The sequence below is a fragment of the Paenibacillus pinisoli genome, assembly GCF_003605435.1.
GTDB classification, from domain to species: Bacteria; Bacillota; Bacilli; order Paenibacillales; family Paenibacillaceae; genus Pristimantibacillus; species Pristimantibacillus pinisoli.
Genome location: NZ_QXQB01000001.1, coordinates 367,969 through 390,816 on the forward strand (window position 1 = coordinate 367,969; position 22,848 = coordinate 390,816).

A 22,848-nucleotide genomic window follows, 5' to 3' on the forward strand; every position below is an offset into this window, starting at 1 on the left:
CCCTCCCTTGTCAGCGCTATGGCCGCAGCCGGATTAGTCGATGGATACGGAATCCTGGTGCATCGTTCCAGTGGCCGATTTCGGACGTCCGTATTCCTGCTCCGCTTGCGTCTCGCTCTTAATATCAATCTTCCAGCCAGTGAGCTTGGCTGCAAGTCTAGCATTCTGGCCTTTGATGCCGATTGCCAGCGACAGCTGATAATCCGGCACGATAACTCTTGCCATCTTCTCTTGTTCGAAGACGATGACTTCAAGCACCTTGGAAGGGCTCAGCGCATTCGCCACATACTCCTCCACATTCTCCGACCAGCGCACGATGTCGATTTTCTCGCCCTTCAGCTCGCCGACAATCGTCTGTACGCGCATCCCCTTCTGGCCGACGCAGGAGCCGACCGGATCCACTTCGTCATTGCGGGAATGAACCGCGATTTTGGAACGGAACCCCGCTTCGCGCGCAACGGAACGGATTTCGACGACACCATCGTAAATCTCTGGAACTTCCAGTTCGAACAAACGTTTCAGAAGACCCGGATGCGTACGGGATAAAATGATTTGAGGACCTTTGGTCGTATTCTCAACCTTCGTAATAAACGATTTCACCCGGTCGCCGTGTTTGAACTTGTCCGTCGGCATCAGCTCGGTCAGCGGCAGCACAGCCTCCACTTTGCCCAGGTCAACGAACAGGTTGCGCACATCCTGGCGCTGCACGATACCGTTCACAATATCTTCTTCCTTGTCGATAAAAGCATTATAGATGAGGCCGCGCTCCGCTTCGCGAATGCGCTGCGTCACCACTTGCTTCGCCGTCTGCGCAGCAATTCGCCCGAAGTCGCGAGGCGTGACTTCGATCTCTGCGACATCATCCAGCTGGTAATGCGGGTTGATCTCGCGGGATGCCTCAACCGTGATTTCCAGGCGAGGGTCAAGCACCTCGTCAACAACGGTTTTGCGCGCATATACCTTAATAACGCCGGTATGACGGTTAATATCGACTCTTACGTTCTGCGCGGTGTTGAAATTGCGTTTGTAGCTGGATATCAGAGCGGCTTCGATCGCTTCAAGCAGCACATCCTTGGCGATACCTTTATCTCTCTCAATCTCCTGCAACGCTTCAATAAAATCCATACTCATTGGAACGATGTTCCCCCTTTCATAATAGAAGCAAATTAGAATTGGATGGCCAAGCGGGCGCTGGCGACCTTGCCGTAAGGAATGCTATGATCTTTTTTGCCTACGCGAATAACGACCGTTTCTCCATCGAACGAGAGCAGCGTGCCCTCGAACTCCTTGGAGCCGTCGATTGGCTCGTACGTAGTGACATAGACATATTTGCCGACCGCCTTGCGCACATCTTCAGGCTTCTTCAGCGGTCTCTCCGCTCCTGGCGAGGATACTTCAAGGAAATAGGCTCCGGAGATAGGATCGTTAGTATCTAGCTGCTCGCTGACGTATTCGCTGATGCGTCCGCATTCATCGATGTCAATTCCGCCTTCCTTGTCTACGAAAATGCGCAAAAACCAGTTGCTGCCTTCCTTGATATATTCAATGTCGACCAGTTCAAAGCCATTGTCATTGAGAAACGGTAGCACCATTGCCTCAATGGCGGATTTGATAGTGGATGTGCTCAAATTGGGTTAACCTCCTGTAATGGTTGCAATGTGATATTGCCGAATACAAAACGTAAAGAGTGGGTTTCCCCACTCTTCTGCATCAAGAATCTATCCTCATCATTGCCACAAAAATTATATCATAACCGCATAATCGTGACAAGAAATGATTTCTAGTCATCCCGAATGATAACAACTAGCATGAGACCGTCATTTTAGAACAAGGACAACTGGTTGGATTCCGGCAAGCCTCTGAAGCAGCCCATGCCGCTGAGCACCTCAATGATCGTTTTGGTCGCTTTCGATTTCATCTGGAAATCCTCGATCGAGAGGAACTCGCCGTCGTTGCGCGCGGCCGCAATATTGCGCGCGGCATTGTCGCCGATGCCCGCAATCGCAGCAAACGGCGGAATAAGCGATTCGCCGTCCACCTGGAATTTGATCGCATCAGAACGGTACAGATCAATCGGCTTGAAGGAGAAGCCCCTTGCTGTCATCTCCAGCGACATCTCCAGCTGCGACACCATGTTTTTCTCCTTCGGCGTCGCATTGAAGCCCTTCGCTTCAATCTCGATCAGCTTGCGGAGAATCGCGTCATAGCCTTGGCACAACAGCTCAAGATCGAAGTCGTCCGCCCGGACCGTAAAGTAAGTTGCATAATAATGAATCGGATAATAAAGCTTGAAGAAGGCGGTACGCACAGCGGAAATGACATAAGCGGCCGCATGCGCCTTCGGGAACATGTACTCAATGCGAAGACAGGAATCAATATACCACTGAGGCACCTTGCAGCGCTTCATCTCATCGATCCACTCTTGCGTAAGGCCTTTGCCCTTCCGCACGCTCTCCGTAATTTTGAACGCCAGTCCCGCATCCATGCCGGCCTTATAGATCAAATATAGCATAATATCGTCACGACAGCCGATAACGGTTTTAATGTTGCAGGTACCGTTTTTGATCAGCTCCTGCGCATTGCCCAGCCATACGCCCGTTCCGTGGGACAAGCCCGATATTTGCAGCAAATCCGCGAAGGACGACGGCTGCGTCTCCTGCAGCATCTGCCGCACGAACTTCGTGCCCATCTCCGGCACGCCGTAAGTCGCTACAGATGAGCGGATCTGCTCCGGCGAGACGCCAAGCGCTTCTGTGGAGTTGAACATGCTCATGACCTTGGGGTCGTTCATCGGAATCGTCGTCGGATCGACGCCGGTCAGATCCTGCAGCATTCTCATCATGGTCGGATCATCGTGTCCCAGTATATCGAGCTTGAGCAAGTTCTCGTCAAAGGCGTGATAATCGAAGTGGGTGGTCATCCACTCTGCGCTCGTATCGTCGGCCGGATACTGCACCGGTGTCACATCTTCCACTTCAATATAATCAGGAACAACGACAATGCCGCCTGGATGCTGGCCTGTGCTCCGCTTGACGCCGGTACAGCCGCTTGCAAGCCTTGCAAGCTCCGCTCCGCGCCATTTCTTTTGGTGCTCTTCCTCATATTTCTTGGCAAATCCGTATGCCGTCTTCTCCGCGACTGTGCCGATTGTACCTGCACGAAACACGCTTTTCTCGCCAAAGAGCACTTTCGTGTAGTTATGCGCAATGGGCTGATATTCGCCGGAGAAGTTCAAGTCAATATCGGGAACCTTGTCGCCTTTGAAGCCCAGGAACGTCTCGAACGGGATGTCCTGGCCCTCGCCTTTCATCGGCTTGCCGCAATTGGGACAAGGCTTGGACGGCAAGTCGAAACCGCTTGGCACGCTGCCGTCAAGGAACCACTCGCTATGCCTGCACTCCGAATTCAGGCACAAGTAATGCGCCGGGAGCGGATTAACCTCGGATATTCCAAGAAACGTAGCTACGACTGAAGAGCCTACCGAACCCCTGGAACCAACGAGATAGCCGTCTCTGTTGGACTTCTTCACCAGCTTCTCGGAGATCAGATAGTTGGCGGAGAACTTGTATTTAATAATCGGGACAAGCTCCTTCTCCAGCCGGTCGATTACAACCTGAGGGAGATCGTCGCCGTACATGGACTTAGCTGTCTCATAACAGGTATTGCGAATTTCTTCGTCGGCTCCATCGATATTCGGAGTGAATAGCTCCTTAGGGAACATATCATAGGTCTCGAAACGGTCTGCAAGCTCCGATGTATTCGTCACGACAACCTGCTTGGCCCTGGCTTCACCCAAGAAAGCAAACTCCTGCAGCATTTCGTCCGTAGTGCGGAAATGGGCATCCGGCTTGCGCTGGCCTTTAAGCGGACTGAAGCCTGTAATGCCATGGATCGTAATATCCCGGTACATCTTGTCCCGAGGGTTGAGGTAATGGACGTTGCCCGTCGCAATGACCGGCTTTCCAAGCTCGTCCGCAATCTCGCAAATGCGGCGCATTGCACCTTCGATCTCAGCGCGGCTGCCTACCAGTCCTTTCTCAACCAGATGCATATAGAAGTCGATCGGCTGAATCTCCAGTACATCGTAGAATTCCGCAACTTCCTTGGCTTCTTCCTGCGACTTATTAAGGACCGATTCAAAAAACTCGCCCTTCTCGCAACCGGATATAACGAGCAGACCTTCCCGCAGCGCCACTAGCTTGGTTCTCGGAATTGTGGCAACCCGTTTGAAATGTTCGGTATGAGATAATGAGATTAATTTGAATAAGTTCTTTTTGCCTACTGCGTTAAGCGCGTAGATGTTGCAATGGAACGGTCTCGCGTTGGACAAATCCAGCCCGACATAATCGTTCAATTGATGCAGGTCTTTAATATTGCGCTCTGCTGCGTCTCCAATCAGTCCAAACAACACACCGCCGAGCGCTACAGAGTCGTCAACAGCGCGGTGATGATTCTCAAGACTGATCTTGTATTTGTCAGACAGCGTGTTCAGACGATGATTCTTCATGGACGGATAGAGGAATCTGGCCAGTTCCAGCGTGTCCAGTACAGGATTCGTAACCTCTGGCAAGCCTAGTGACTTGCAATTGGCCTGAATGAAGCCGATATCGAATCTGGCATTATGCGCGACCAGAATATCGTCCCCGATAAACTCAATAAACTCGCGCAGCTTTGGCTCAAGCTCCGGTGCGTCTTTGACCATATCGTCATTAATATTCGTCAACTGCTGTATATGATAAGGAATCTTCTCATGCGGGTTGATGAAGGTGGAGAAGCGGTTGATTTCCTTGCCATCCTGCATCCTCACGCCTGCAAGCTCGATAATTTTGTTGTTCACGACAGACAAGCCCGTCGTCTCGATATCGAATACGATGTACGTGGATGTTGCTAGAGGGGCGGGACGCGAGTTCAATACCATCGGTACAGCGTCATTGACGACGTTCGCCTCCAGTCCGAACAGCACCTTCATCCCATGCTTCTTGGCAGCTTTCACGGCATCCGGGTAGCATTGGATATTGCTATGATCCGTTACAGCTATTGCCTTATGGCCCCATTTCGCCGCCATCTTCACGTATTCGCCTATTGGCGTCACGGCATCCATCGTGCTCATCGTCGTATGAAGATGGAACTCGACACGCTTCTCCACGGCCTTGTCCATACGCTTCGGGGGAGAGTTGATCTCATGCAGGTCATTCGGCATCATAACCAGTTCAGGCTCCTGCATGAACCGGTCGTATTCGATTCTGCCCCGCGCTTTGATCCATTTGCCGTTCGCAAGCTGCGAGAGAACTTTCACATCGTCCTTCGTCTTCGCGAACATCTTCATGGCAATGGAATCGGAGAAGTCGGTCACATTGAAGGTGAACAATGTGCTGCCGTTGCGCAGCTCCTTCATATCAAGGCCGAATACCGCGCCCTGCACGGTAATTTTCTTCTCTTCATCCTGAATGTTCATGAGCGGCACAGCTTCTTCGCGGATATCATAGCCGACCGCAAGGCGGACAACCTCTTCGCCATTGTCATCGCCAGCAGCAGATTCCACCATAGCGTCAGCCATTAGCTGCTGCACGGCATCGCGCTCTTCCTGCACGATCTTCTGCTGAAACTCCTCATAAACCTCTTGCCTCGACTCGCCCTGTACAAGCTTTACTTGGCAATCCCGGTCGAAGTACGTTTTGAAGAAGGAGGATACGGCCTCGTCGACCTTCTTCTTTCTTGCCAGCTCCAGCCCCGTCGAATCCAGCAGCGACACAGTTACGCCACTGCCTTGCGCTTCAATGGACGCCTTCTGAAGCCAGCCGTTCACCGACGCAATCTCGCGCTGAGCCCACTCGATGAAGAGCGGCCAATACTGCATGACGATATTTTCCGTCTCCACAACGGGATCGTATTGGAATACGAAGGTTATCGCTGCAATATGCTCGAATTTCATTTTGACCGCTTGACACAGTCCATTATAGGCTTGTAAAGGAACCATGGACGTCTTGCGGATGCAAAACGTCCATTCGCGGTTGCTGCTGCTCACAACAACCTGATCTATATAACCATCCTGAAAATAGGTATGAATAAGTTCTTGCGGCAGCCCCGCTTGCTGCAATAGCAGCTCGAAGCGCTGTCGCTTGTTACCGGTTAGGCTCATCACAATCAGCTCCTGTCGATCCGAACCGAAAACCCTATTCAGTTCTTAATAAGCGCGTGCGAATACGACTGTATGCTTCGCTTCATCGCCGCACACGAGGCAAGACGTCTTGTGGACGGAAGGCTCGAACGGAATATTGCGGCTCGTCGCCCCCGTCTCTTCCTTCACTTGCTTCTCACACGCTGCGGAACCGCACCATCCGGCTTCCACGAAGCCGCGCTGCTCTTCCACGAATGCCTTCATCTCATCCAGCGTGTCGACCGTACGCGAATTTTCCTCGCGGAACGCCTTCGCCCGGTTGAACATCTCTTGCTGAGTTTCCTCCAGCATCGCTTCCACTTCTGCGACCAGGTTGTCCTGCTTCACGATACGCTTCTCGCCTGTAATACGGGATACAAGCACTACTACGCCATTCTCCATGTCGCGAGGTCCAAGCTCCAGTCTGAGCGGGACGCCGCGCATCTCATACTCGTTAAACTTCCAGCCCGGACTTACATCGGAGCGGTCGTCCACGCGCACGCGCACGCCAGCCCTCTTCAGCTCGGCAAACAGCTCGTCCACGCGTCCTACAACCTGCTCGCGCGTCTTGGCCGGCCCGATCGGAATCATGATCACTTGCGTAGGCGCCACCTTCGGAGGAAGCGCCAAGCCGCGGTCGTCGCCGTGAACCATAATAAGCGCGCCGATCAAGCGGGTGCTCACGCCCCATGAGGTCGTATGCGCAAATTGCAGCGTATTCTCACGGTCGAGATATTTGATATCGAACGCGATAGCGAATTTGTTCCCGAGGTAATGGGAAGTGCCCGCTTGTACAGCCCGTCCGTCCTTCATCATCGCTTCGATCGAATACGTATCGACTGCTCCTGCAAAACGCTCGGAAGGCGTCTTCTCGCCTTTAATGACAGGAATGGCGAGGAATTCTTCTACAAAGCTTGTATATACCTCAAGCATTTGCATCGTTTCCTGACGCGCTTCTTCCTCTGTCTCATGAGCCGTATGGCCTTCCTGCCACAGAAACTCGCTTGTGCGAAGGAATGGCAGCGTGCGCTTCTCCCAGCGCACAACATTCGCCCATTGGTTGATGAGGACAGGCAGGTCGCGATAGGATTGAATCCATTTTGCATACATATGGCCGATCATCGTCTCGGACGTCGGACGAATCGCCAGACGCTCCTCCAGCTTCTCGCCGGCAGCTTCCGTTACCCACGGAAGCTCCGGATTGAAGCCCTCGACATGCTCCTTCTCTTTCTGGAAGAAGCTCTCGGGAATGAAAAGAGGGAAATAGGCGTTGCGATGTCCCGTTTCTTTAAAGCGGCGGTCCAGATCGCGCTGGATATTCTCCCACAGCTCATAGCCTTCCGGACGGAAGACGATACAGCCGCGCACTGGCGAATAATCCATCAGCTCCGCTTTTTTGATCACATCGATATACCATCTTGAGAAATCTTCGCTTTGCGGCGTAATTTCCGTTACAAAACCTTTATCCTTTGACATGAGCGACAGACTACTCCCCTCGAACTAATCGTAAAATATCATTATAGGTTACAACGAGCATCAGCAGCATCAGCATAGCGAAGCCGACAAAATGCACCATGCTCTCTTTGTTCGGATCAATCGGCTTTCTTCTTATAGCCTCAAGGCCAAGGAAGATCAATCTGCTTCCATCCAGCGCCGGTACAGGCAGCAGATTGAAGATGCCCAGATACAAGCTCAGCAGTGCTGTCCAGGACGTCAGCTGGACAATGCCCTTGCGCGCAATCTCCGCCGTCATGTCAGCCGTTCTGACCGGACCGCCCAGATCCTCAAGCTTGAACTGGCCCGTAACCAGCATTTTAAAGCTTTCAAATATGAACTCTGTAGAGCGCTTCATCAGCTCTGCAGCATTGGTGATTGTTTCGGTAAACGACGCTGCTCTCATAGGAAGAGTGGCGCTGATTCCGACTTTGCCAATGCCGGCCTCATTCTCTCTCGGCGTCACTTTGATCGTATGTATCTGGCCGTCCCTGTTGACGATCATTTCGACCGGAACGCCGGGCGACTTGCCAATGATATCGATCATTTGCTCCAAATCCGCGCCGATCTTAATGCCGTTGACGGATTCCACTACATCGCCTTTTCTCAGATCCACTCCGGCTGCGGGCATTTTCTCCTCGATGGAGTTAATGATCAGCTTATCCGGATTCTCCACCGGCACGCCCACCATTTGAGCATACACGGCATAGAGCACGAATGCCAGAATAAAATTCATCATCGGTCCGGCAAATATCGCCATCGCTTTCTTGCCGACCGACTTGCTGCCGAAATGCCTGTCAATCGGCGCGATCTGTGTGTCTCTGCCTTTCGAGATAACCAAAGCCTGCGGATGGACGTCGTATCTCTCCGACTCCCCTTCTACCAGCAAGGAGATGGAAAGCCTGCGCTCCAAATCGACGTCCTCCACCTCGCCTCGCACAGTTCCCGTCCGCTCATCCAAGCGGTCCAGGAAGATGCGGGTCACCTGATTGTCCTTAATCCGGACAGCGACAGTCTGGCCCGGCTGGACTTCCACGATCTCGGGATCTTCTCCCGCCATCCGGACAAATCCGCCGGCCGGTATGAGACGCAGTGTATATCTTGTTTCGCCGCGTTTGACGGAGAAGAGCTTCGGCCCGAAGCCGATAGCAAATTCCCTGACGAGAATTCCCGCCCGCTTGGCAAAAAAGTAATGTCCCCATTCATGTATCGTCACAATGACGAAAAATACGAGCACGGTCGATAGAACGACCTGTATCATCCCCATAGACGTGTTGCCTCCTGTTCGTTACGGCCTGTACATAGATTATCATTATTCTCCCGCCCGATACAAGAGAACCACTATTTCGGCAGGTTCAGACCGTCGCGGCTAACCCGCGAGCCCACTCGTCCACTTCCGTAATCGTTCTCAAATCATGGACATCACACACATCATGCCGTTCTACCACCGTCTCCAGCACCCGCTCAATATCAAGGAAGGATATCTCGCGATTCAGGAACCGGGCTACCGCCACCTCATTCGCGGCATTATAGACGGTCGGGGCAGATTGTCCCAGCCGTCCGCATTGGAATGCAAGTCTAAGGCATGGGAAACGCTCATAATCCATCTCTCTGAATTGCAGCTTCCCGATTTGCGCCAGGCTAAGGCGCTCGGTCGGAGTTGGCAGACGCTCCGGATAAGTGAGCGCATACTGAATCGGCACGCGCATATCCGGCATGCCCAGCTGGGCGATGATGCTGTTATCCGTAAATTCAACATACGAATGGATAATGCTTTCCGGATGGATAAGGACATTGACCTGGTCATAATCAAGGTCGAACAGCCATTTGGCCTCAATGACCTCCAGCCCTTTGTTCACCATGGTGGCGGAGTCAATGGTAATCTTCGCGCCCATAGACCAGTTCGGATGCTTAAGCGCATCCTCCACCGTGACGCCAGCCAGCTGTTCCCTCGTACGATCGCGGAACGATCCGCCGGAAGCGGTCAGCGTAATGCCAAGCACGTCGCTTCGTCTCTCGCCGTTCAGGCATTGATAGATGGCGGAATGCTCGGAATCGATAGGCAGCACCGCTACACCGCGCTCCTTGGCGCGCTGCATGACAATATGCCCCGCTGTTACCAGCGTTTCTTTGTTCGCGAGGCCAATCGTTTTGCCGGCATGGATCGCAGCAAGAGTAGCAGGTAGACCTCTGCTGCCGATAATAGCCGTTACAACCGTATCCGCATCCGTGCCAGCCGCCACTTCAATCAGGCCCTCTTCGCCATAAGTAACGCGCGTTCCCTCCGGCATATAAAGCCGCACCTGTTCCGCAAGCTCTTTGGTAGCTACACTGACCAGGGCTGGCTTGAACTCCTTTGCTTGCTCAATGACAAGCTCTGCATTATTGCCTGCCGACAACCCAACGATACGGAAGCGGTCCCGCTGATGCCTGACCACATCAAGCGTCTGAGTGCCGATTGAACCCGTGGAGCCTAATAACGCAATGTTCTTCAAGTAAAAGTACCTCCAAGCTTAAACCGGGATAAGCTCCGTCAACAGCAACAGCGGAAATACGATCAGCCAGCTGTCGCAGCGGTCGAGCACGCCTCCATGACCTGGAAGCAACTTGCCCGTGTCTTTAATGTTCCTCACACGCTTGTAAGCTGATTGAATCAAATCGCCGAATTGACCGGCAATCGCGGCAACTGCGCCAATGAGCAGCGCTCTGCCGATAGTGACTGTATCCGGTCCCAGTATAGCAAATACCACAGCCACCACTAAAGACAACACGATACCGCCAACAGCGCCTTCGATCGTCTTATTGGGACTAATGGAAGGCCAGAGCTTCGTCTTGCCGATCGCGCGACCGGTGAAATAGGCGCCGATATCCGATGCCCATATGCATCCAAAAGAAAGAAATGTCCAGAACAAGCCATATTCGCCCATGTCTCGCACAGCAATCATTGCCGCAAAGCCATAGCCGACGTATAAAGCGCCGAGGAGCATGAGCGAAGCTCCGTCTATTGTTGTTTTGTTTTTGGTCACTACCGTTACAGCAAGCAGAAGGAATGCCAGCATCCACAATATGGTGAGGGGCGAAGGCATGCTGACACCCCATGCTTCCCATGGAAGAACGAAGTACAGCACCCCGGCGAAGCCAAGCAACGCGGAAGGGTGAAACGGAGAAAAACCGTTCATACGGGTATATTCATAAAATCCGATAATAGCAAGCAGCACCAGCAAACCTGTATAATAGGCTCCGCCCAATACGGCCAGGCCGACAAACACTGCGCCTGCGATGACCCCTGTAATCAATCGTTGTTTCAATGCCAAGTCACACTCCGTTGTCTCATGCTATAATCCGCCATATCTTCGCGCCCGTTGTTGATAGGTTTGAATGGCTTCGTGGAAATGCTTCTCCGTAAATTCAGGCCAATACACATCTGTAAACCAAAACTCGCTGTATGCCAGCTGCCAGAGCATAAAGTTGCTTAGCCTAAGCTCGCCGCTTGTACGAATCAGCAGATCCGGATCAGGAATATCGCAGGTGAGCAGCCGGCTGGCCATGACGTCTTCGTCGATCGCTCCTACTTCCAGCTTGCCGTTTTTCACATCCTGCGCAATATGCTTAACTGCGTCTATCATTTCCATACGGCTGCCGTAATTGAGAGCAAAGTTAAGGACAAGTCCGGTATTGCTTGCTGTCTTGCTGACCGCTTCCTCCAAAGCGCTTATCGTATGAGGAGGCAAATTGTCTCTAGCCCCCATCATACGGACTTGCACATTGTTGGCGATTAACTCGTCCAGCTCAATCTCCAGAAACTGCTGCGGCAGCTTCATGAGAAAATCGACTTCCGCCTTGGGCCGTTTCCAATTCTCGGTAGAGAAGGCGTACATTGTTAAATATTTTATCCCGAGGCGGTCCGCCGCAATCGTGATGCGCTTGACCGTTTTCATTCCGGAGTGATGGCCAGCCATTCGCGGCAAGCCGCGCTTCTTGGCCCATCGACCGTTCCCGTCCATAATGATGGCGACATGCCTCGGCACATTGCTCGTCTCGATAGGAGCCGGCTTCGGCGCGAATGATTCGCTTAGTCTAGCCCAAAGTCGCTTGATCATCTAGCTTCCTCCCAACCGATAAGAACAATCGTCTATCGGAGTCCTTCGAGGACGGGCGAATGGGCCGCCCATCCCTCTTCGTATGTTCAATAAAAACGTAACCCCACCTGTCGGAGGGGCCCTGAGCTTGAATTAAACTTCCATTATTTCTTTTTCTTTGGCAGATAGAACTTTCTCAACCTCTGCGATGAACTTATCCGTAGTCTTCTGGATGTCATCTTGGTGACGGCGCGATTCGTCTTCGGAGATGTCCGTCTTCTCCAGCTTCTTCACATCATCGTTGGCATCCCGGCGAATGTTGCGGATGGCAACCTTAGCCTCTTCGCCGAATTTCTTGGAGTTCTTCACCAGCTCGGCGCGGCGCTCTTCCGTAAGAGGCGGCACAGAGATCCGGATAGCCAATCCGTCATTGGATGGCGTAAGCCCAAGATCCGATTTCAAGATCGCTTTCTCGATCGCGGCCAGCGACGATTTGTCCCAAGGCTGGATCATCAGTGTACGCGAGTCTGGCGTATTGATGTTCGCCAATTGGTTAAGCGGCGTTTGAGAACCATAATATTCAACTTGAACACGGTCAAGCAGCGCCGGGCTCGCTTTGCCCGCGCGAAGCGTTGCCAGATCGCGCTTCAACGCGCCAATCGCCTTCTCCATGCGCTCTTCTGCGCTTTTCTTAATCGCTTGTGGCATGTTATTTCGCACTTCCTTTCACAATCGTACCGATTTTTTCGCCCAGCACGACTCGTTTAATATTTCCATTCTCCGTTATGGAGAATACGATAAGAGGGATATTGTTATCCATGCAAAGCGACGAAGCTGTGGAGTCCATAACGCCCAGATTGCGGTTAAGCATGTCCAGATAGGTGAGCTCCTCGAATTTCTCGGCATTCTCGTCTTTGAACGGATCGGCGGAATACACGCCGTCTACTTTGTTCTTCGCCATCAAGATTACTTCGGCTTCGATCTCAGCTGCGCGCAGCGCTGCCGTCGTATCAGTCGAGAAGAACGGGTTGCCTGTGCCGGCTGCGAAGATAACGACGCGACCCTTCTCCAGATGGCGGATCGCACGGCGTCTGATATACGGCTCGGCGATTTGCTGCATGGCAATCGAAGTTTGGACGCGGGTTGGCACATCAATTTGCTCCAGTGCGTCTTGAAGAGCCAGCGAGTTCATAACGGTGGCGAGCATGCCCATGTAGTCCGCCGTTGCGCGGTCAATGCCTTTGGCAGTGCCTGCGATACCTCTCCATATGTTGCCGCCGCCTACTACGATAGCGACTTCTACGCCAAGATCGATTACTTCCTTCACTTGATTGGCAATGGAAGAGATAACGGAAGCTTCAATGCCGTAACCTTCTTGACCAGACAATGATTCGCCGCTCACTTTCAAGACGATGCGTTTAAATACAGGATGTTCCAACGTGATTACCTCCATCATGCACCTCGCAAGCGAGGACACTCTTTTATATTCCGGTAAAGCTCGAATGTTTGCGATATGCCATTTATAGAAAAGAAGGCGGGGCGGACGCCCCGCCCCGCCTGTGCGTTCGGATTACAGTTTCGCTTGAGCCATAACTTCTTCAACGAAGTTGTCGACTTTTTTCTCAAGGCCTTCGCCCAGCTCGTAACGAACAAAGCGACGGATCGAAATATTTTCACCGATTTTGCTGATTTTTTCGTTAAGCAGCTCAGAGATCGTTTTGTCCGGATCTTTGATGAAAGCTTGCTCAAGCAGGCAATACTCTTCATAGTACTTCGAAATGCGGCCTTCAACCATTTTTTCAACGATTTTTTCAGGCTTGCCTTCGTTCAGAGCTTGGTTTTTAAGAATTTCTTTTTCTTTTTCAAGCTCGTCAGCCGGAACTTCTTCACGACGAACGAATTTCGGATTTGCTGCAGCGATTTGCATCGCGATATCTCTAGCAAATTCACGGAATTGATCCGTTTTTGCAACGAAGTCCGTCTCACAGTTAATCTCAACCAGCACGCCGATACGGCCGCCTGCATGGATGTAGGATTCAACTACGCCCTCAGTCGCAACGCGTCCAGCTTTGTTTGCTGCCGCAGCAAGACCTTTCTCGCGAAGCAATGCGATCGCTTTTTCTACGTCGCCGCCTGTTTCATCCAGCGCTTTTTTGCAATCGAGCATGCCTGCTCCTGTTCTCTCACGAAGTTCCTTTACCGCGCTTGCGCTAACTGCCATGAAAAACCCTCCTAAAAGTTTACATCAGAATTTTGTTCAAAAAAAGGGTAGTGAGAGGTTTGCACCATCTGACCACCCTTTGTTGTTACGAAATGATGTTATACGTTTGCGATTAGGCTGTTGTTTGCTCGCCTTGGTTCGCTTCGATGATCGCGTCAGCCATTTTAGCTGTAAGAAGCTTAACTGCACGGATCGCATCGTCGTTACCAGGGATAACGTAGTCGATTTCGTCCGGATCGCAGTTTGTATCAACGATACCTACGATTGGGATACCCAATTTGCGAGCTTCAGCAACTGCAATACGCTCTTTGCGCGGGTCGATAACGAACAGCGCGCTTGGCAGGCCTTTCATGCCTTTGATGCCGCCCAAGAATTTCTCCAGACGTTCTTTCTCCTTGCGAAGAATGATAACTTCTTTCTTCGGAAGAACTTCGAAAGTGCCGTCCTCTTCCCATTTCTCAAGCTGCTTCAGACGGTCGATACGCTTTTGAATCGTTTGGAAATTCGTCAGCGTGCCGCCCAGCCAGCGCTGGTTGATGTAGAAGTTGCCGCAACGCTCTGCTTCTTCTTTCACCGAATCTTGAGCTTGCTTCTTCGTGCCGACGAACAGCATAGTGCCGCCCTCAGCCGCTACGGATTTAACAAAGTTGTACGCCTCGTCAACTTTCTTAACCGTTTTTTGCAAGTCGATAATGTAAATGCCGTTTCTTTCTGTGAAGATATAACGATCCATCTTAGGGTTCCAACGACGAGTCTGGTGACCGAAGTGTACCCCAGCTTCTAGAAGCTGCTTCATGGAGATAACCGCCATTCTTCAACACCTCCTGTTAATGGTTTTTGTGTGTCCCTCCGCCTGATCGCGTCTTCCGACAAAACTTCCGCCTGGCGAAAGCACCGTTGTCAGAATTGATCGGCGTGTGTTTTTAACACCGTCATTTAATATATCATAGATGAGTTCCCCATGCAAGAACACTTTGCCACTTCCGTATGAGAAAACCATTATTGTGCCGCAAGCCATGCCTCTGCTTCCGATTTGCTGATCGGCTGGCCGGTTACGCCTTTGATCGCCCCGTCAACTCCGGCTTTCTCCTGAATCAAAAAATAACCGGCTCTCACCTGTTTGTTCCTGGCTTTCATTTGTTTGATGAATTCGGAAGCATCATCGATAATTCCGCTGGCAAGCAGCAGCTCCGATGTCTCAGTGAGATTGGAGCCTGGCTCTATGCGCACAAGCTTCTGAAGAGGCTCCAGCGCCTCTTCCGTCTCTGAAGCGCCGGCATCCGCAACCGGAGTCTCGGAAGGCGCCTCGTCCAAGCCAGAGGCCTCAGGAGTCCCCTTGGGCGACGCTTCCGGCGATGCTTCAGGGCCTAAGCCAGTATCAGCGGAGGTATCGGGTGACGGCTCGCTGCCGGACGGCTCACCTTGCAAGCCGCCTTGCCTTATTTCCTGCTCCCTTTCGATCAGCCTGTTCTGGCTGTTCTCGCCAAGCGTGAACAAATGCAGCAGCAGCGCTCCTGCAATGATGCCTACGCCAAGCCCCAGCACAAAGGAACGTTTGTTGAACATTAGAGCGTTCCCTCCTGTTTGGACAAGCCGATGATGAGCTGAACTTCTCCTTTGTTCATGCCGAGCTTCTTCGCGATCGCTTCGATCGACTTCCCTTCCGCATAAAGCCGGAACAGCTCCGAATAGCGGTCATGAATCGAATTGGGCTTTGGGCTCTGATCCTGAGCTGCGCTCTCCACAACCCCGCTTTGTCCGGCTTGCGGAGCGGATAATGCATCCGCTTGACCCGTCATAGCACCAGAGGATGGCTGATCCTCCCGCAAGCGGGCAGCGGCAGGCTTCACAAGCGTCTCCTGAAGCAGCTTCTCCAGCTGCCCGCAGCGCTCTTCTAATGTAGCAATCCGTTTATCCTTGCTCTCGCCCTCCTGCTTCGCCGCTTGCTGCGACTCTGCAATGAGCTGGATCAGCTGCTCATTGTCCTTCTCCATGTTCTCCATGAACTGATCAAGCGCCGTCTCCATATTGCGGACCGACTGAGGAGCCTCAGCGCTCTCCGCTTTCTTTCTCGGCATGGCGAGGGCGCCTACGGCGACAACTGCTCCAACGAGCACGATATATTGCCATGAATCCATCTGTTGCATCCCGCCTCTTTGCTTATACTGCTGATCTACAGCTTGATATCCAGATGATGCCCTTTGTACGGATGCACTGGCGGCTCGTCAGAAGCCGTCTCCTCTTCTGTACCGTCCGTTTTTTTGCGCGCCCCCCGCTTATGTCCGGTATCATTCGCCCCATCCTGATCGGGGCGAACTTGAGGCTTCGAGGACTGCTCGATCGCTGTATTCTGGTTGCGCATTTCTTCCGTTTGCTTCGATGTCTGATTCGCCAAAATATTCTGCTCCGCTTGAGGCCTCTGAGCTGCCTGCTGCTGCATGCCGCTGAATTCCTGCGTACGCGGAACCGACATTTGAAGATCCAATGGCTTAAAGGTCATGCCAACCGCACCTCCCGCTCGTTAGACTTAACCGTCTTGTTATGGGTGAAAGGGAACCATTGCGATATCGCCTTCCATTAGGCGGAAGGAAACGCGCTGAGCGCTGTCTTTTACAAACTTGGTGTAACGGCCAATGACGATTTTGGTGCCGCCGTAAGCGGTTCCGCTTACATTTATTTTGGAACGATTCGTGTCCTCAAGCGTCTTCTCGATCTCCAGCATGCGCGCTTTCGACTCGTCAATCAATGCGCTCGTCTGCCGCTTGGTCGCATTAAGCTTGGCGCGAAGCTCCATCCGGTCAGCCGTCAGCTGGCCTGCAGCGGCCATCTGATCCAGGATAACCAGCGCCTTCTCCGTCTTTTCGTTGCTTTCAAAGGATTGCTTAATTGTGGCGCGAAGCTCAACCAGTTCCTCGCGCAGCTGCGGATTTACCCCAACCTCGATTGCTGTAGCCGTGGACATGGCGTTGCCGATTGTACGCGCGACAACTTGTTCCCCCGCCTGTATGATGCCTCCGACGATTAGCCCTTTTGCTCCGGAACAAATGACATTTTTGCCCGCCTTAACGGTTGAATGCATGATGCTCTGCGAGACGACAACATCTTCTCCAGCGTATACATGCCCGTCTTGTATGAAGGAGCTGCGAACATTCCGCCCTGCTTTGACATGTCCCTTGTTGCTTGCCATAATGCCGCTGGTGATCTCGATCGATCCGTCCGACTCCAGCTCCGCGCCTTCTACGCCGCCAACCACGCGGATGTCCCCCGACGCTCTTATCCGGAAACCTGTCAACACATTGCCGCGGATGACGACTGTTCCGACAAAGTCAATATTGCCGATGCTGTAATCCACATCGCCGTTGACTTCATATACGGGAAATACGTTGATTTTCCCTTTATCCGTAAGAGTAATGAGTCCGTCAATTGCTGCATAGAGCGCTTTCTCGCCATTCTGCACGACGTTTTTCCCGATTTTGAAGCGGGCTTTCTTGCCGAACTTGGGCGGAATGACTTCACCGGTCACCATTGTGCCCGAGGAACCGGACGTCGGCTCGACAAGCTCGGCTATCAATTGGCCGCGCGTGACATTTTTAAGCCTGTTCACTTCCTTGAAGTCCACTTTGCCGTCCTGGTCCTCGGCGGGCTTATGCTGATTTCTGTCTTCCATGTCATAGACGAACCGTACTGCTCCATCCTTCCCTTCGCCGGGAGCCTCACCTTGCGCAATCAAGGTCTGCTCTCTGCAATAGGCTAGCGGATTTCTGCATATTTGATCCAGCACATCGATTCGGAGTCCATGGACAACACCCTTGCTGCGCACATACTGCTCTAAATCTGATGACCCACATACAAAATCTTCCGTAATCCGACTAAATGTTAGGAAGGCAGACAGCTTGTCAGCTGATGTCTGGATGCGCAGGTATGAATCTAATTGAATATTGTCCACCTTGGTCCCTCCTCTCTAATGCTGCATAAGTTGATCTTTATGTTTAGCCAATGCTCCGCGCAATCTTAGAATAGCCTTGGAGTGGAGCTGGGAAATTCGCGATGGGGATAGCGACATCACTTCTGCGATTTCGCTTAACGACAATTCTTCGTAATAAAACAGCGATACTACCGTTCTTTCCTTCTCTGTCAATCTCTCAATGCCTTTGACCAGCGACTCTTTCAAATAAAACTCATGCACTTTGTAATCCGGATTTTTCGCTTTGTCATCGACTAGCAATGACATGCGAGTCTCTGATTCTTCTTCGCGAATCGGATCCTCTAGCGAGCAGATCGTAGCTACGGAAATGTCCTGGAGCATATTGGTGAACTCTTTTTCGGATACTTGCAAATACGTGCTGACCTCCAGATCCGTAACCGAGCGCATGTACTGCTGCTCCAGATGCTGATACGCCTCCTCGACCCGCTTCGCCTTCTCGCGGACGGAACGAGGCACCCAGTCGCCTTGGCGCAGGCCGTCAATAATCGCTCCTCTTATACGCCATGAAGCGTACGTCTCGAATTGCAGCCCGCGCAAATAATCGAACTTTTCGATTGCGTCAATAAGACCCATGACACCGTTGCTGGCAAGATCGTCCTTTATAACGTTCTTGGGCAAACCGATTGCCATGCGGTTCGTTACATATTCGACCAGCGGCAGATACGTTTCAATCAATGCCTTCTTCGCTTCAAGATCACCATGTTCTTTCCAAGCTTGCCACATCTGGATGTTAGTCAAATGAGGCGTCTTCAGCTCAGCCATCGTCGACTCACTCTCCTGTCAGGTGACGTAATGCCTTAGCCATCTCTTCTGGTTGTTTATTCGCAGCAGATACGAATTGCGGAGGCGTAAGCGGCTGGAATCCGGCTTCCGCACCTTCGGTTGCGGCTCCCTTCATCTCTGGCTGCTCCTCCGCAGAAGCTGCTCCTTGCATTTGCGCCTTAAGCAGTTCGTTCAGATCCTCGCCCTCATCCGGGGTTGTCACATCCAGCGAATGGCCTTTTGCTTCGTCGCTCTCCTGCGGCTCTCCAATCATCGCAGGAGGCTTTAATATAGCTGCAAACATATAACGGGCCGGATAAGCCAATACGAAAAATGTGACAAACGCATAAAGACTTCTAAGCATGATCACGGATAACGGATTGTTGCCGATGGAGAAGAGAACCGTCAGAACCACACCCGTTATGCCGAATACCACATTCCATCGCCAAGTACCTTGCATCTTAAATCTCCTTTACGCCATGCTGCACGCTTCTGATGACCAATATTCCTTTGTAGCTGTCAAATTCAACCGTTCGGCCGTAGTTGCCTCCCGTATCCGCAGACAGGATAGGAATGCGATAGCGCCCTAGAATAGCGGTGCAAGACTCCACGTTGCGCGGCCCGATACGAAGCGTGTCGGAGCCGCCAAGCGCAAACATCTGGGCTCCGCCCGCCATCTTGGCTTCAAGCCGGGTTAAGCGTGCTCCCGCAGCCTGCATTCTCTCCAGAAGCTCCGGTATAGCCGTATCCGCATATTTCGCCAGATTGATCTGCGATTCGCGGGCAATGTCCGAAGAAGGGAGCATTACATGCGCCATGCCGGCAACTCTGCACTGGGGATCGAACAGCGTCAGACCGACGCAGGAACCGAGTCCCGTTGTTTTAAGAACGGCACCTTCTATTGCAATATTCAGATCGGCCATGCCTACCTTCACCAACGTTTGCCCTGTCATCCCAAGTCGACTCCCAATGCCTTGAAAATTTTGTTGAACGATTCCGGATCAGGGATCAGGAAGAAATGCCCCTCCAGCGATTGCCGATCCTCCAGAAATGTGGTCTCGATCAATAAGGCGGAGTCACCCATCTCCCCGTACTGCATTAAGCCGTAGCTCAGGATTGCGCCTGCCATGTCATGTGCGATAGCAGGTACGGACGGCACCATCGGCAGCTGGGTGAAATCGGCTAGCGAGGATAAGTAGGATCCCGCCAGAATGTTGCCGATCTCGCATAAGGCGGACAGCTCCATCTCCGAGTAGCCGACCTCTTCCTGATGATTCATCGACAGCAGCTGGTTCAGCATGCGCTTCGCCGATTGTTCCTCAATGATAAAGAACATATTGCCGGGTGCTTCGCCCTCGACCCTTAAGAAAACAGCAAGCACGATCTGCTCGGCTCCGCCGACGCGCTCCGCCACTTCCTCGAACGGCAGCAGGCTGACCTTCGGCACCGCCATATCGACAGGTTTGTTGAGCAGCTTGGACAATGCGGTTGCCGCATTGCCCGCTCCGATATTGCCGACTTCCTTCAGCACATCCATTTCAAATGCTTTGAATGATTCGAATAACGGCACAGGTTATACCTCAAGCTGCTCTAGCTGAATAATTTCGTTTTTGTTGAGCACTTCCGAAAGGTTCAGCATAATAAGCAAGCGTCCTTCCCCCAGCTTGGCAATGCCGCGTAGATACTTCGCTTTAATGCCCCCGACAATTTCCGGCGGCGAATCGATTGTATCCGTGTCGATATCGATAACATCATTGGCCGAATCGACGATAAAGCCGACCTCCAGGTCGCCAACGGCAACAACAATGATACGGGAGTGCTCGGTGTGCTCCGTCTCGGACAGGTTGAATCTGCCTCTCAGATCGATAACGGGAACGACGACACCGCGCAGATTGATGACTCCTTTAATGAAGGTTGCAGTCTTCGGGACGCGAGTAATGGGCGACAATCTCTCGATTGTGCGTACTTTGTCTACTTCAATCCCATACTCCTCCTTGCCAAGCGCGAACACGATAACCTTTAATTCTTCTCCCATCGAAAACCCCTCCTTATTTAATCAGTGCATTCGGATCGATAATAAGCGCAACCTGACCGTCACCCAGAATTGTTGCTCCCGAAATCGCATGGATTTGTGTCAGGTACTGCCCCAATGTCTTCAATACGATTTCGCTTTGGCCAATGAATTCATCCACCATGACCGCTGCCCACTTATCGCCTTTGCGGATGACGATTATTTCGGTTTCAACCTCTGCCCCTTCGTCATAGTCCGGGGACTCCAGCACTTTGCTAAGCGATACAAGCGGAATGATAGAGTTGCGGAACTGAATCATCTGATTTCCGTGAACTTCAAGAATATCTGCGCGCTTCACAATACCTGTCTCGACAATCGAGGTGAGCGGAATCGCATACTTCTCCGAGCCCAGCTTGATAAGCATCGCGGATATGATGGACAGCGTGAGCGGCAATTGAACCGAGAACTTGGTGCCCTTGCCGAACACCGAATCGACAGATACATTGCCGCCCAGCGAAGTAATCTTCGTCTTCACGACATCAAGCCCGACACCGCGGCCAGAGATATCGGAGATTTTATCCGCTGTACTGAAGCCTGGGGCAAAGATCAGCATGTTGATCTCTTCCGGGGTCAGCTTCCGGCTTTCCTCTTCTGTGACAACGCCGTTCTTGATCGCAATCTTCAGCACCTTCTCCTGATTGATGCCGCTGCCGTCCTCTTCCACTTCGATAAAGACATGGTTGCCGCTATGATAAGCGCGGAGGTAAATCGTTCCCGTCTCCGGCTTGCCCGCTGCGATACGGTCGCCAATCGTCTCAATGCCATGGTCGACGGAGTTGCGCAGCAAGTGGACAAGCGGATCGCCGATCTCGTCGATAACGGTGCGGTCAAGCTCAGTATCCGCGCCCGTAATTACGAGTTCAATCTTCTTATCCAGCGACTTGGCCAGATCGCGGATCATCCGCGGGAAGCGGTTGAACACGGAATCTACTGGCACCATCCGCAGCTTGAGCACGATGTTTTGAAGATCAGAGCTGACTCTTGCCATATGCTCCACCGTCTCCGTCAAATCATTGCGTTTGACTTCGCTTGCAAGCTGCTCCAGCCGGACGCGGTCGATCAGCAATTCGCTGAACAGGTTCATTAATGTATCAAGCCGTTCGATATCAACGCGAATCGTTCTGGCTACGGCTCCCCCTGTTGCAGGAGTTGTCTTCTTAGCCGGTTCCGATGCTTGTTTTGCCGGGCTGCCTGCAGCCGGCGCTGCCGCTGCAGGCGGTTCAGCCGTCTCTGCCGCAGCTGCTGCAGGCGCTGTCGTCAGCGATGCCAGCGACTCGGCATCCAGCGGAGTAACTTGAACCGACGCAATTTCCGAGATGCTGTTGATCCCTTCAATCAGCTCGGCTTCTTTCAGTGTCGAGATCGTAAATATCGTGAAAGAGCGGTCGAACTTCTCTTGCTCCAGATCCTGTACAGCCGGGTCAGACTTGACGATCTCTCCACCCCGCTCCAGCAAGTCGAATACCATATAAGCGCGTGCAGCCTTTAAGACGCAAGTCTCTTCCAAGGAAACCTGGACAAAGAAAGCCTGAAGGCCGCTTTCGATCGATTGCATCAGAATAGATGCTTGGAATTGGTCGAGAAGCGCCGCGCTTGTTGAACTCGATGGCGCAGCTGCAGCTGAAGCTGCAGCCGGTGCCGGAGCAGCGGCTCCGCTCTTGTAGTCGCTTTTCATAATCGTTTGAAGCGATGCAACTATAGCTGTGACATCCGCTTTGCCCGTACCGCCGGCCACGATATCTTGAACCATAGCCTCAAGCGCATCGAGTCCCTTGAACAGCGTATCGAATATGAAGCTGTCCATCTTCAGCTTGCTGTTGCGCACCAGATCGAGCACGTTTTCCATTTCATGCGTCAAAGCTGCCAAATCCTCAAACCCCATCGTCGCCGACATTCCTTTCAGCGTATGGGCCGAGCGGAAAATCGATTGCACAATGCTTAGGTCTTCAGGGTCGCTTTCCAGTTGAAGCAGGTTTTCGTTCAAGGATTGAAGATGATCGTTGGATTCGTCGATAAACATGGACAAATACGCGTTCATATCCATTTCCAAGCACCTCCTGTTAGTGTGATCGTAATGGG

At 52.2% G+C, this 22,848-nt stretch carries 22 protein-coding genes; all 22 read right to left on the bottom strand.

What is annotated here, in order from left to right; translation table 11 throughout:
• Window positions 1-33: 33 nt before the first annotated feature.
• A complete protein-coding gene (gene nusA, locus D3P09_RS01700; protein WP_120106636.1) occupies window positions 34-1,131 on the bottom strand; it encodes a transcription termination factor NusA in 1,098 nt (365 codons plus the stop codon).
• 35 nt (window positions 1,132-1,166) lie between these two features.
• Window positions 1,167-1,628 (bottom strand): ribosome maturation factor RimP, encoded by a 462-nt coding sequence (gene rimP / locus D3P09_RS01705; RefSeq protein ID WP_120106638.1) that lies wholly within the window; start codon window positions 1,626-1,628, stop codon window positions 1,167-1,169.
• A gap of 194 nt (window positions 1,629-1,822) precedes the next feature.
• On the bottom strand, window positions 1,823-6,139 hold the full coding sequence (locus D3P09_RS01710) for a PolC-type DNA polymerase III (protein ID WP_120106640.1): 4,317 nt from the start codon (window positions 6,137-6,139) through the stop codon (window positions 1,823-1,825).
• 45 nt (window positions 6,140-6,184) lie between these two features.
• The gene (gene proS, locus D3P09_RS01715) at window positions 6,185-7,633 is read right to left on the bottom strand and encodes a proline--tRNA ligase (protein ID WP_120106641.1); all 1,449 of its coding nucleotides are present in this window, start codon (window positions 7,631-7,633) and stop codon (window positions 6,185-6,187) included.
• A gap of 10 nt (window positions 7,634-7,643) precedes the next feature.
• Entirely contained in the window at window positions 7,644-8,918 is a 1,275-nt protein-coding gene (rseP, locus tag D3P09_RS01720) for an RIP metalloprotease RseP (RefSeq protein WP_120106643.1), read from the bottom strand.
• 88 nt (window positions 8,919-9,006) lie between these two features.
• Complete coding sequence (locus D3P09_RS01725; RefSeq protein ID WP_120106644.1) at window positions 9,007-10,146, bottom strand: 1-deoxy-D-xylulose-5-phosphate reductoisomerase; 1,140 nt, start codon at window positions 10,144-10,146, stop codon at window positions 9,007-9,009.
• Between the two features lie 18 nt (window positions 10,147-10,164).
• The gene (locus tag D3P09_RS01730) at window positions 10,165-10,959 is read right to left on the bottom strand and encodes a phosphatidate cytidylyltransferase (RefSeq protein WP_120108447.1); all 795 of its coding nucleotides are present in this window, start codon (window positions 10,957-10,959) and stop codon (window positions 10,165-10,167) included.
• Between the two features lie 27 nt (window positions 10,960-10,986).
• Window positions 10,987-11,751: an isoprenyl transferase gene (locus D3P09_RS01735; protein WP_120106646.1), complete on the bottom strand. Its 765-nt coding sequence runs from the start codon at window positions 11,749-11,751 to the stop codon at window positions 10,987-10,989.
• A gap of 132 nt (window positions 11,752-11,883) precedes the next feature.
• Entirely contained in the window at window positions 11,884-12,438 is a 555-nt protein-coding gene (frr, locus tag D3P09_RS01740; RefSeq protein WP_120106648.1) for a ribosome recycling factor, read from the bottom strand.
• Between the two features lies 1 nt (window position 12,439).
• Window positions 12,440-13,168, bottom strand: a complete 729-nt coding sequence (gene pyrH / locus D3P09_RS01745) for a UMP kinase (RefSeq protein WP_119801347.1) — start codon at window positions 13,166-13,168, stop codon at window positions 12,440-12,442.
• 132 nt (window positions 13,169-13,300) lie between these two features.
• A complete protein-coding gene (tsf, locus tag D3P09_RS01750; RefSeq protein WP_120106650.1) occupies window positions 13,301-13,951 on the bottom strand; it encodes a translation elongation factor Ts in 651 nt (216 codons plus the stop codon).
• A gap of 112 nt (window positions 13,952-14,063) precedes the next feature.
• Window positions 14,064-14,762 (bottom strand): 30S ribosomal protein S2, encoded by a 699-nt coding sequence (rpsB, locus tag D3P09_RS01755; protein ID WP_120106652.1) that lies wholly within the window; start codon window positions 14,760-14,762, stop codon window positions 14,064-14,066.
• Between the two features lie 188 nt (window positions 14,763-14,950).
• Complete coding sequence (locus tag D3P09_RS01760) at window positions 14,951-15,517, bottom strand: hypothetical protein (protein WP_120106654.1); 567 nt, start codon at window positions 15,515-15,517, stop codon at window positions 14,951-14,953.
• Window positions 15,517-16,089, bottom strand: coding sequence for a DUF6115 domain-containing protein (locus tag D3P09_RS01765; RefSeq protein ID WP_120106656.1), 573 nt, complete (start codon window positions 16,087-16,089; stop codon window positions 15,517-15,519). Before D3P09_RS01765 ends, D3P09_RS01760 begins: the two co-directional genes overlap by 1 nt.
• Before the next feature lie 35 nt (window positions 16,090-16,124).
• Complete coding sequence (locus tag D3P09_RS01770) at window positions 16,125-16,451, bottom strand: hypothetical protein (RefSeq protein WP_120106658.1); 327 nt, start codon at window positions 16,449-16,451, stop codon at window positions 16,125-16,127.
• A gap of 39 nt (window positions 16,452-16,490) precedes the next feature.
• Window positions 16,491-17,897 carry a DUF342 domain-containing protein gene (locus D3P09_RS01775; RefSeq protein WP_120106660.1) on the bottom strand — a complete coding sequence of 469 codons (1,407 nt, stop codon included), beginning with the start codon at window positions 17,895-17,897 and terminating at the stop codon, window positions 16,491-16,493.
• 15 nt (window positions 17,898-17,912) lie between these two features.
• Window positions 17,913-18,698, bottom strand: coding sequence for a FliA/WhiG family RNA polymerase sigma factor (locus tag D3P09_RS01780; RefSeq protein WP_120106662.1), 786 nt, complete (start codon window positions 18,696-18,698; stop codon window positions 17,913-17,915).
• Window positions 18,699-18,705: 7 nt separating this feature from the next.
• Window positions 18,706-19,158: a hypothetical protein gene (locus D3P09_RS01785; protein ID WP_120106664.1), complete on the bottom strand. Its 453-nt coding sequence runs from the start codon at window positions 19,156-19,158 to the stop codon at window positions 18,706-18,708.
• A 1-nt stretch (window position 19,159) separates the two neighbouring features.
• Window positions 19,160-19,651, bottom strand: coding sequence for a chemotaxis protein CheD (locus D3P09_RS01790; protein ID WP_120106666.1), 492 nt, complete (start codon window positions 19,649-19,651; stop codon window positions 19,160-19,162).
• Window positions 19,648-20,235, bottom strand: a complete 588-nt coding sequence (locus D3P09_RS01795) for a chemotaxis protein CheC (protein ID WP_207892452.1) — start codon at window positions 20,233-20,235, stop codon at window positions 19,648-19,650. The genes D3P09_RS01790 and D3P09_RS01795 overlap by 4 nt, the downstream gene beginning before the upstream one ends.
• A gap of 36 nt (window positions 20,236-20,271) precedes the next feature.
• On the bottom strand, window positions 20,272-20,733 hold the full coding sequence (locus tag D3P09_RS01800) for a chemotaxis protein CheW (protein WP_120106670.1): 462 nt from the start codon (window positions 20,731-20,733) through the stop codon (window positions 20,272-20,274).
• 13 nt (window positions 20,734-20,746) lie between these two features.
• On the bottom strand, window positions 20,747-22,813 hold the full coding sequence (locus D3P09_RS01805; RefSeq protein WP_120106671.1) for a chemotaxis protein CheA: 2,067 nt from the start codon (window positions 22,811-22,813) through the stop codon (window positions 20,747-20,749).
• Window positions 22,814-22,848: the final 35 nt, after the last annotated feature.